The 11,344-nt window shown below is 51.2% G+C and carries 9 protein-coding genes; 4 read left to right on the top strand and 5 right to left on the bottom strand.

All coding sequences use genetic code 11. The features are described 5' to 3' along the window. Positions 1-277 precede the first annotated feature (277 nt). The 4 genes from FP827_01550 (at position 278) to FP827_01535 (ending at position 3,140) form a co-directional block, all read left to right on the top strand. The gene (locus FP827_01550) at positions 278-700 is read left to right on the top strand and encodes a DUF4019 domain-containing protein (protein ID MBA3051769.1); all 423 of its coding nucleotides are present in this window, start codon (positions 278-280) and stop codon (positions 698-700) included. Between the two features lie 139 nt (positions 701-839). Beyond that, complete coding sequence (locus FP827_01545) at positions 840-2,006, top strand: hypothetical protein (GenBank protein MBA3051768.1); 1,167 nt, start codon at positions 840-842, stop codon at positions 2,004-2,006. Further along, complete coding sequence (locus FP827_01540) at positions 2,003-2,407, top strand: 4Fe-4S dicluster domain-containing protein (protein ID MBA3051767.1); 405 nt, start codon at positions 2,003-2,005, stop codon at positions 2,405-2,407. The genes FP827_01545 and FP827_01540 overlap by 4 nt, the downstream gene beginning before the upstream one ends. Before the next feature lie 4 nt (positions 2,408-2,411). Next, positions 2,412-3,140 (top strand): UPF0280 family protein, encoded by a 729-nt coding sequence (locus FP827_01535; GenBank protein ID MBA3051766.1) that lies wholly within the window; start codon positions 2,412-2,414, stop codon positions 3,138-3,140. A 153-nt stretch (positions 3,141-3,293) separates the two neighbouring features. On the opposite strand, the gene FP827_01530 is transcribed toward FP827_01535, so the two are convergent. From FP827_01530 to secA, 5 genes are all read right to left on the bottom strand, one after another. Continuing rightward, positions 3,294-5,942 (bottom strand): right-handed parallel beta-helix repeat-containing protein, encoded by a 2,649-nt coding sequence (locus tag FP827_01530; GenBank protein ID MBA3051765.1) that lies wholly within the window; start codon positions 5,940-5,942, stop codon positions 3,294-3,296. After that, positions 5,939-6,487 carry a methyltransferase domain-containing protein gene (locus FP827_01525; GenBank protein MBA3051764.1) on the bottom strand — a complete coding sequence of 183 codons (549 nt, stop codon included), beginning with the start codon at positions 6,485-6,487 and terminating at the stop codon, positions 5,939-5,941. The genes FP827_01530 and FP827_01525 overlap by 4 nt, the downstream gene beginning before the upstream one ends. Continuing rightward, on the bottom strand, positions 6,484-7,581 hold the full coding sequence (locus FP827_01520) for a peptide chain release factor 2 (protein MBA3051763.1): 1,098 nt from the start codon (positions 7,579-7,581) through the stop codon (positions 6,484-6,486). The genes FP827_01525 and FP827_01520 overlap by 4 nt, the downstream gene beginning before the upstream one ends. Further along, entirely contained in the window at positions 7,563-9,086 is a 1,524-nt protein-coding gene (gene lnt, locus FP827_01515) for an apolipoprotein N-acyltransferase (protein ID MBA3051762.1), read from the bottom strand. The genes FP827_01520 and lnt overlap by 19 nt, the downstream gene beginning before the upstream one ends. 17 nt (positions 9,087-9,103) lie before the next feature. Next, positions 9,104-11,344: preprotein translocase subunit SecA (gene secA, locus FP827_01510; protein ID MBA3051761.1), on the bottom strand; the 2,241-nt coding region annotated here is incomplete at its 5' end.

Below are 11,344 nucleotides of genomic sequence, written 5' to 3'. Positions count from 1 at the left end.
TTTATCCCACTCAAACTCTACCGGCAATGATAATATTTCCATGGTATAAGAAACTTATACCAAAAATGCATTAAATTTGTCAAGGGCAATTTTTTGTTTTGACATCATCAGCTTGACAAAGAATAAATTAATGTGGTATCTTTCTGTTGAATATGGAAATAAATGAATTTCAACGCAAATTGTATTAAGGAACTTTAAACTATGCCGCCGGTTTTCAGCATTTCAAACGTAATTCAAGCGCGGTTCGCGGAAAAATTTGAAAAAGGGAGGAAATAAAATGAAAAATCGTATCGCTGTCGTGTTGGCGGCTGGAATCTTTGGCCTTACCGGATGCGCCTCAAAAAGTAATCCTGAGGCCGAAAAAGCGGCCGTCGGGGCGGCGCAGGCATGGCTGGAGATGGTAGATAATGAAAAATACTCTGAAAGCTATGAGGAAGCGGCCGAATATTTCAAGTCAGCTATCACTAAAAACAAATGGCAAGAAACTATTCAATCTGTCAGAAAACCTCTGGGAAAAACGGTTTCCAGGGAACTCAAGTCTCAGCGATATACGACGTCACTTTCAGGCGCGCCGGACGGAGAATATGTTGTAATTCAATATAAGACGTCTTTTGAAAACAAAAAGTCCGCCGTTGAGACAATCACACCGATGTTAGATAATGACGGGAAATGGCGGGTCTCAGGATACTACATTAAATAGCCGCGCATAACAAATTCTTGCGCCGGATCGCGCCTCTGATGAATGGTCATCCCCGGCTTTTATATCATTTTCAGGTCATTTTTTGTTTGCATATTAAAATCAAAAAAAATATAATGGTCGCAAGGAGATCGTGTTTCAAATGAAAAAAAGCATTTACGAGATAAACGGGAAGATACGGCAGAAAAAAGCCGTGGTTCTCACCGGCGAAGAGATGGTGGCCTATGTCAGGGAGCACGGCGTAAAAAAAGCCGCGCGAAAGGTGGATGTGGTCACGACTGGCACCTTCGGCCCGATGTGCTCTTCGGGCATCTACTTCAACATACCGAAGACAAGCCCCAAAATAAAACTCGGCGGCGGCGAGGTGACGCTTAACAAGGTGCCGGCATACGCGGCGTACGCGGCAAGGGATGTCTTCCTCGGAGCGACGGCTCTGCCCCGCTATGAAAAGAACAGATTGCGTCCCATAAATTTCAAATACGGCGGTGCAGGCGTCATAGAGGACTTTGTCAGGGGAAAAAGCGTTCTGCTCGAGGCGACAGCCTACGGAACGGACTGCTATCCCGCGACGAGCCTCAGGAAAAGTTTTAAGCTCGCGGACCTGACTGACGCCGTTTTGTTCACTCCACGCAACCGTTACCAGAACTACAATGTCGCCGTCAACAGATCCGCCAAAACCATATACACGTATATGGGTATACTGAAACCCAAAATGGGAAGCATCTCTTATTCCTCTGCCGGCACTCTGAGCCCCCTGCTAAACGATCCGGAGCTCAAAACCATAGGCATCGGCACGCGTGTTTTCATGGCCGGCGCGGAAGGATACATAGTCTGGCACGGCACGCAGCACACGACATCCGTTAAAAAGAAGAACGGTTTTCCTGTCGGCGGCGCGGCGACCATCGCCCTGATCTGCGATCTCAAAAAAACATCCCCTGATTTTCTCAGGGCGGCGTACCTGACAGGTTACGGCGCGTCTCTTTCTGTCGGAGTGGGCATCCCCATCCCCGTTCTTGACGAGAGCATAGCCCGCGCGGCGGGAAAAGGCGACGATGAGATATTCGCCCCCGTCATAGATTACTCGGAAGATTATCCCTACGGGAAAGAAAAAGCCATAGCCCTCGTCAGCTACAAAGAACTCAGGAGTGGAATCGTGAAGCTCGGCAAAAAAGAGATCCCTTCCTTTTCATGGTCCAGCCTTAAAAAAGCCCGGGAAATCGCGAAAATACTCCAGAAAAAGATCAGAGCTGGTCAGTTCCTTCTGGGCGAACCCACTGCCCTGCTTCCGGGAGCCGGGAGGGTCAAATGATCAAAAAAAGACTGGTGCTCAAATTCTCGCCCCAGGTGGTGAACCAGCCCATAATCTCGACGCTGGCAAGAAAATACGACATATCCTTCAACATCCTCCAGGCGACCATCACACAGAACAGGGTCGGCAGGATGATACTTGAGATGGAAGGGAGCAAGAAAAACATTGACGCGGCCTGCGCTTTTTTCAAAAAGAGCGGAGTGTCCTTCCAGAGGCTCGGCGAAGACATCAAGATGGACGAGAAAAAATGTGTTTCCTGCGGCGTGTGCGTCGGATACTGCCCCACGAACGCCTTTTCTTTTGACGCCGGTAACAAGGTCGTGTTCGACCCCAAAAAATGCATCGCCTGCGAGTTCTGCATAACGCACTGCCCCTACAACGCGATGACCTTGAAATACTGATTCAGTGCGAATCCCCGGCGTAGGAGAAAAACACTTTTACCGCCCCCGCGAGCGGGTCAAAAACAATTTCACTCTGAAATACCGTCACTGCAGCATATCCGTATCCTCCGACGCTGATGTTGAGGAAGAATGCCGCGCGAATCTTCCCCTGATATACGGCGAAGTGGAAGACCGCGTCGTTGCCGATAAGCTGTTCGCCGAATCGCTGATACCCGTAGAGAGTGATGACACCGGCCCTGTCATAATCAAAAACATGATCGACGCGGGCCGGAGAGCCGGCACGGGTCCCATGGCGGCGGTCGCGGGGGCTATCGCCGAAGCTTTGTTCCGCTCGGTCAGAACGCCATTCGGGACGCTCATAATAGAAAACGGCGGCGACATCTTCGCTTCTTCGCGGGAGGATCTTATATGCGGTTTATACACCGGGAGCTCTTTTGACAAATTCGCTCTGAAAATAAGAAAGAATCTTCTGCCCTGCGCAATATCGAGCTCGTCCTCACAAATAGGACATTCGCTGAGTTTCGGCAAAGCTCTCCTCGCTGTCGTGATATCACCCTCAGGAGCTATTTCCGACGCTTTTGCGACGGCGCTGGCAAACAGCGTCCGGGCGGCGGAGGATCTTGAAAAGGCCGTTGATTCCTGCGCGGGCAGCAAATCTGTCACCGGCTGCGCCGCGATAATAGATAATAAGATCGCATTCGCCGGCGATATAGAATTCACAGAACTGACTTAAACATAGCGGCCCGCTGACGGTATCCGTAGCGGGCCATATGAGTGAGGGGGTTTACCCGCGCCCCGAGCGAATTGGCAGCGAAGCGCATACCTGAGCGGCCGTCTACGGGTACCTCAGCGGGACGATTGTTGCGCATATGAGACCGGGATTGTTTTATTTTTTCGCTAAATTCTCGAATATGTCCGTCTTGTTCTCAAAGAACTTGTTGTCCTGATCCTGAAAAGCGACGCGCGTTTCCAGAGCCCTGCTGTTGGCGAGGAAACTATTCTCTTTGAACACCGCCGCGCCGGCGATTATATCGGCTCCCGTGGTGTTTTTGCTTATAAGATTATTTTCCGCGCTCAAAGCCCCGCCCATGAGCGTGATGCCGCGGTTGTTGCCGGTGATGACGGACAATGAGATATTGCAGACGGAATTCATGAATATACCGAGGCCTTTTTCGGATCCGGTGATGCGGCACTTCTTTACAGTCATCACGCTTTCGCCGTACAGGAGCATCCCGTTGCGGCAGTTTTTCAGGATGCCTTCCTCGATGAACACGGCGCTCTTATCAAAAAGAGCGAACGCTGTTTCAGCGTTTTCCGGCGAAGTGTTTTTGAAAAATCCTTCCGCATTTTTGACAAACACAAAACCGCCCCACGAGGATTCGCCGGCGAGGGATGATCCGGAGATCGTCACCTCTTCCGCATGGATGACGCCTTCAACGATGATATCCACCAGCCCCGTCCTTGTCATCTCCGAGCCGCCGGCGGCTATGTCCCTGAAAAGAACAAAATCTTTCTCCGACGGCCCCGCAAGGATCTTTGTGCCGGGTTTTATGCGCAGGATCGTGCCCTCTTTGACGAGCAGGTCTCCCTTAAGTTCTATTGTGCCGCTCCACACCTCGTTTTCCGGCATGATCCCTTTCAGAGTCGGTGATTCCGTAGGAGCGTACTCGCGGTCAGTGCCGTTCTTCACATAGCTGTTGCCGGAGCTCTCGCTGGAGGAAGAAGCGTCCATCAAGATAGCGGCCGTATTCTTTATAAAAGCGTTTTTGTTGATCTCCGCCGATGCCTTGCCTTTTAACCTGACGGCGGATTTGTTCTGGACAAACGTGTTTTCCGCTATTCTGCCCGACGAGTTCTCAAAAAAAACGAAAGCATCAGTGTTTTCTTTGAGCGCCGAACCCGCGCAGTCCGGCCGCGCCGCCCCGGCGGCGCTGATGGCCGTCTCATTTTTTTCAAAAGCGCAATTCCTGAAAAAAGGAGACGCGCTGTCGCTCATGCCCACGGCCGCGGTATTGGATCTGAACGAGCAGCCCGTAAAAAAAGGCCTGGCCGAATCATATATCAGAACGGCCCAGCGGCAATTGGAAAAAAGGCAGTCCGTAAAAGAGGCCTTGGCGCCGTCGGCGAGGATGAAGGCTGAGAAGAAATCCTCAAAAACTGAGCTTTTGAATTTCGCGGCGTTTTCGTCAAGTATGAAAAACCCGCTTCCCCGGCCGCTGAACACTAGATTTGAGATAGACGAAGAAGCTCCCTTGCCCGACATTATGATACTGCCGAAACCCGACGGAGCGATAAAAACAACGGGCTTATCGGATGAGCCCTCTATCACTATATTTCCCTCAATTATCACATCACACAGCCCCTCTGCAGTGATTTTTCTTTTCCCGTCGCCGAAAACGGCCTCAAAATCCAGATCGTTGGCGGAATAAGACGACACGAATATTTTTGTTCCTTCCTCTATCCTGAGCGAGGCGCCGAAAGGCACAATAAAATCTTCTGTTATCTCCACCATCCCGCGCCAGAGCACATCTTCTTTTACCGCAGGCAGAGGTTTTGCCTCATATTTTTTTATGCTGTCTATGTCTGTTCCGTTGGCATGAAAAAGATTCTTATCCAGATCCGCGTTGGCGGCGTCCCTTATGTAAAGGCCTTTGCTGTTGTGTGTGATCTCGCACCCTGTCAGGCTGATATTGCTCCTGTGGCGAGCCATGACACCCGACTGCCTGTTTGACAGTATCATGCTCTTTTCCGCGCGGACGCGGCCGCTGTCATAAAGCTCTATACCGGAAGTGGCGTTGGCACTGATCCGGGAATTTTTTAGCTGGACATAAGATTCATTGGCGCTTATGATACCTATGCCGCAATTTTTGATCTCGGTCCTGTCCAGAAATACATCCGCCGAACCTGCGGCAAGAATCCCGTAAACAGCGTCTTTTATCTGTACGCCTTTGAGCGTCAATCGGCCTTTCCCCGCGACAACTATACCGCCCCATCTTATGCCGCCTGCGCCGCCCTGTTCATCCATAGAACCCATCACGCTCTGCAGGTCTTTTCCGAAGACCGCCTCGAGCGACCCTTCAACGATTATCACGGCTTTGCCTTTTATGGCAGTGTCTATATTCCTTTTGCCTATGCGCTGATCGTATGACAGAGAGAAGTTTTCACCGTCGGGAATTATCCGCGTTCCGGGGAGTATCGTCACGCTCGCGCCTTCCCGTATCACACAGTCGCCGTGGAGATAAACTTTCCCGGAAAATACCATATCGGTAACTATCTCATTGGGAAACACCTTCTCGTAAGCGTTCAATCCCGCCGCGCAGAAAGTAAAAAACAATGTGTAGGCCGTGAAGCTTATAAGCGCGTACAAAGAAAAGCTTTGCCGATAAAAAAAGCCTGTCGCAGTCCGGAGCGGGCACGGTTCGAACGAACGGAGAGAGTGAGAGAGCGAGGGCGAGACGGGAGCGGGGATTTTCTCGCCGGGAAAATCAACCGCGTCTTTTTGTCCGACAAAGCTTTTCTTGTCGGTCAATTTCATTCGTTGATATAGAAATCTATAGTCGTGACGCCATAGACTTTTGTCCGGGCCGCTTTCTGCGGAAAGCCGAAATCGCAGCCCGTGCGGTGCTGGCACACGGCTATGCCGCCGGGTTTCAGGGCATTAAAAACCAGTGTCATGAAATCCTTATCCAGCATGAGAGGATAAGGCGGGCCTATAAAAATAATGTCAAATTTTTCAGATGTGTGTTCCAGATAATTCCGCGCGTCGATCGGCACGATGTCGTATTCCCCTGCGTCCACGCCGCCGCTGACAAAATTTTTCCTGATAAGCTCGGCCACCCGCGGGCTTTTCTCAACGAACACGCTTTGCGAGGCGCCCCTTGAAAGAGCCTCAAGGCCCACGGAACCCGTGCCGGCGAAAAGATCCAGGAACCTGGCTCCGCCGATATAGGGGGTGAGGATATCAAAAAGGGATTTCTTGCTCAAGCCCGTCAGAGGCCGCACCCCGTCGGCGCATTCCAGCCTGCGGCCCTTGTATTTGCCTGCTATCACAGAGAGAAAAGATTTTACGCGATTTTTCATTTTTCGTTTTGTCCGTATGTCAGATAAGCTTCTATGAATCCGTCTATCTCACCGTCCATCACGGCGTTTATATTTCCCGTTTCGTAACCCGTGCGCAGATCCTTGGCCATCTGATAGGGCATAAAAACATAAGACCTTATCTGATGCCCCCATCCTATCTGGCCCATGCCGTCATAACGGCGCTGCGTCTGATCTTTACGCTTATCCTCTTCCAGGGCAACAAGCCTGGCTTGAAGGAGCTGCATCGCCCTGGCCTTGTTCTGATGCTGGCTGCGCTCGTTCTGGCAGGCGACGATGACTCCCGTCGGCAGATGCGTGATGCGCACGGCGGAATCGGTTTTGTTGACATGCTGGCCCCCGGCGCCCGAGGCCCGGTAGGTGTCTATTCTCAAGTCCGAGTCCTTTATTTCCACTTCCGCGACTTCTCCCAGATCCGCTATGACGTCACAGGAGGCGAAAGATGTGTGCCGCCTTTTGTTAGAATCAAATGGCGAGATCCGCACAAGGCGGTGAATGCCCGTTTCGGATTTAAGATAGCCGTAAGCGAATCGGCCGCCGACCTCAAAGGTGACGCTCTTGAGTCCCGCCTCGTCACCGGAGATCATATCTATGATCTTGAATTCATAGCCCCTTCTCTCGCACCATCGTGTGTACATCCTCAAAAGCATCTGGCACCAGTCGCAGGCCTCCGTTCCGCCGGCGCCGGAATGCAGCGTGACAATGGCGCCGTTGCTGTCCGAGGGATCGTTGAATTGAAGTTTTATGTTGATCCCGCGGATTTCCGAAGAAATTTTTTCCGATTCTTTTAGAAGTTCATCCCTGAACGATTCGTCATCGGCATACATCCGCGCCATCTCAAAGAAACTTACAGCTTCTTTGTCGACGCTTTTGAAACTTTCGAGGTCTTTTTTCAGGCCCTCAAGTTCTTTCATCAGCTTACCCGCCTTTTGAGGGTCGTTCCATAAACCCTCTTTGAGACTGAGATCCGAAAGTTCGGCGATCTTTTTCTCCATAGCCGGAAAATCGGCGAGAGCCTTCATTTTTTCCGTTTCCTTTTTTATTCCTTCTATCGCGGTCAGCAGATCTTTATCCATTTAAACCTCCGTTGAAATACAAGTGCGCCAACGCGCTTTTGTCTTAAAATAATCAGTAAACCGTACGCCGCAATCAAAGCTGATGCCGCGAGCGTGATGTCAAAATACCTGCCGTAGAAACTTCCGCGCGCGCTCAAGCGGACACTATCCGTAAAAGAACATTCCTCAAAAGGCCCGGTGGCCCGGATGATGCGCCCCCTGGCGTCTATCAGAGCCGAAGGTCCCGTGTTGTTGGCGAAGACCGCCGGTATTCCAAAAGAAGCGGCGCCCACGATGACATGACGCAAATGCTGTTCGGCCGCCGCTGTTTTTCCGAACCACGCGTCATTGGTTATGTTAACGGCGATATTCCCGTCGCCTCTCCAGAGAGACGGATATACCGACTCGCTGCATATAAGCGGTATTATCCTGAGATCTCCGGCTTTAAGTATTATCGCCTCGCTGCCGGACTCAAAGCCGCCGAGAGTGTTTATGACCTTGATAAAGCGCCCCAGAAATTCGCCGAAAGGCACAAATTCTCCGAAGGGCACAAGTTTTCTTTTAAAATAAAACTGTCTCGCTCCGGAGATATCGTCCGATGCCGGAGCAGGATTTAAAAGCAGGGCGCTGTTTTTCAGGACACGCCTGTAATCGCCCTTTTTATCTTCTTCCAGACCGTAAAAAGCCGCTCCCAGCACAGAGGGCTTTTTCTTCATGCTCTCCATCTCTGATATAAAAATACTGATATCAGCGTCGTAATTTATGATGCCCGGCAGCACCGCTTCGGGGAAAACAGTAAGATCAGCCGCTATGGAAGCGGCCGTAAACAATCTGATTTTATCCTTTACGGCGTCGATATTGTCCTTATCCCATTTGATGTCCTGGCTGACATTCGGCTGAACGGTGCAGATATCATATTCTTCCCCGTCTAAAGGAATGCCTATTTTATAAATTCCGAAAACGAGCGTCAGCGCGATAAGAGAGGCCGCGGGTATAAGAGGCCGCAATCTTCTCATGGTGACCGCCCTGTAAAAGGAATGATTCGCGTATATTATCAGGAAAGTCAGAAAATATGGCCCCGTTATCGAGCATATCTGGAGCATGGCCGGATAAGAGGCCTGGCTCACATAAAGAGGGCACCACGGAACAGACCATAGCATTTTACTCCCCGCCCACGACAACAGCACGCCGGATGTGGCGGCATAAAGGCCGTGTTCTTCGGATAACAGCGCCCACAGCGCCGTAAAGAGAGCGAAAAAAGCCCCTGTCAGTATCACCGCGGAAAAGCTGAGAATCGCTGATTCCCCCGTGGCTCTTATCGTCGGATACAGCCAGTAGAAATTGAGTGAGAAAGCCGTTATCCCTGCGGTAAAGCCGAGGATGATCTTCTCAGCGGGTTTTTTGACTTTGCAGGCGAAGAAAAAAGGGACGAGCGCGAACCATGCGGTAAAGCCCATGTCCGCGGGCGGAAAGGCCGCCCAGTATAAAGCTCCGCTGAGGATGCACAATAAGACAGGATAGAACATTCAGTAACGCGCTATTTTCAGACGATCTTCCCGCAGCATTTTTTGTATTTTTTCCCGCTCCCGCAGGGGCACGGATCATTTGGCGTTATTTTTCTTTTAATTTCAATTGCCGTATCGCTTTTAGCTTCCGCCGCGGCTGAGATCCCCGACGGACGACCTGGAGCGCCGCGGCGACGCCCGGCCGTGTTTACGGACACCTGCATATGAAAAATAAATTCCATCGTCTCTTTTTTTACGCTGTCGAGCATGCCCTCGAACATGGCGAGGGATTCCCTTTTATATTCCACGACGGGGTCCTTCTGGGCGTAACCTCTCAGGCCTATGCCTTCCCTCATCTTATCAAGATTCAGAAGATGCTCTTTCCAGTGCTGGTCTATCACCCTTATGGCTATAAAACGTATCATGCCCCCGAACTCTTTTTCGCCCAGCTGCGCGAGCCGTTCATCCCAGGCCTGCGTTATCACATCGGCGGTTTTTTTGCCTATCTCATTTGACGTCATCCTCGTCATATCCTCGTGGCTCAGTCCCGTGTCCCTGTCAACAGCCCTCTTCAGCCATTCGCTGTAGCCGATGGTGTTCCATTTGAAGGATTTGGCGTCGGAAAGATATTCCCCCATGCGGGAATCTATGACATCCTCAAACCAGCCCAGTGTCTCCTCCGGTATGCCCTCGCCGTCAAGAACATCGCTTCTCAGCGAATATATTATGTCCCTCTGCCTGGAGAGCACATTGTCAAAATCAAGGAGTTGTTTCCTCATGTCAAAATGCATGGCCTCTATTTTCTTCTGCGCGTTTGACACGGCCGCGTTTATGAAGGGGTGCTCTATGACTTCTCCGTCCTCAAGCCCTATTCTTTCCATGAGCGGTTTGATCCTGTCTCCGCCGAAAAGCCTCATGAGTTCATCTTCCAGAGAAATAAAAAACTGCGCCGACCCGGGATCGCCCTGACGCGCGCAGCGGCCTATGAGCTGGTTGTCCACACGCCGGGATTCGTGGCGCTCGCTGCCCAGCACATGGAGCCCGCCGGCTTCCAGCACTTTTCCGTGTTCCTTATCGGTGACCTCTTTCGATTCAGCGTAGAGCTTTTTGTATATTTCCCGGGCTCTTTTTATTTCCTCATCGTCCGTGGGCTCAATCGATGACGCCTCGGCTTCAATCAGGGGGTCCAGTTTCATCCCCGCCATTTTCTGCTTGGCTATGAATTCGGGGTTTCCGCCGAGGATGATGTCCGTGCCGCGGCCGGCCATGTTGGTGGCGACGGTGACGCCTTTCAGCCTTCCCGCCTGGGCTATTATATCCGCTTCCCTGGCGTGGTATCTGGCGTTCAGGAGCTCATGAGTGATCCCTGCCCTCTTCAGCAGCGCGCCTATGCGCTCGTTGGTCTCTATGGACCGTGTGCCGATGAGCACGGGAGCGCCCGAGGAATTGATCCTCTTCACTTCGTCTATCAGAGCGTTGAATTTTTCTTTTTCTGTTTTGTATATCTGGTCGTCGTTCTTTTTCCGCGCGATATCCTGGTTCGTCGGGATGCACACGACGTCCAGTTTGTAAATTTTCTTGAATTCAGGAGCCTCGGTGACGGCGGTGCCGGTCATACCGGCTTTATCATCGTAAAGATTAAAGAAATTCTGGAAAGTTATTGTCGCCAGCGTCTGGCTCTCCTGCCTGACGGAAATATTCTCCTTGGCCTCGACAGCCTGATGGAGACCGTCGCTCCAGCGCCTTCCCGGCATCATCCTTCCGGTGAATTCATCAACGATGACGACCTCGCCGTCCTGCACGACATAATGGCTGTCCCTTTTGAACAGGTACCGTGCCCGTATTGACTGTGTTATGTGATGCGGCCATGAGGACTGGATATCGTCGTACATATTCTGGACGCTCAGGAAGGCCTCACATTTTTTAATGCCGGTATCCGTGAGCTCCACAGAATGGCTTTTTTCGTCCACGATGGCGTCATAACCTTTCTTCAGGTCTATTTCCTGATATTTTGCCTCTACCTCTTCAGATTCCGTCACAAAACGCACTTTCAGCTTGGAGGCGACGCTGTCGGCGATGCTGTATTTTTCGTTGGCCTCTTCCCCCGCGCCGGATATTATCAGCGGCGTCCTCGCCTCGTCTATGAGGATGGAATCCACCTCGTCAATGATGGCGTATTCTCTTTTTTCCATGACCTTTTCCCGAAGCGAGAGGACCATGTTGTCCCTGAGATAATCAAAGCCCAGTTCGTTGTTGGTTATATAATTGACATCGCATAA

The sequence above is a fragment of the Candidatus Omnitrophota bacterium genome (genome assembly GCA_013791745.1).
In the GTDB taxonomy this organism is placed as follows: Bacteria; CG03; CG03; order CG03; family CG03; genus CG03.
The sequence above is the reverse complement of the archived record's forward strand: the minus strand, read 5'-3'. Positions and strand labels throughout refer to the sequence as shown.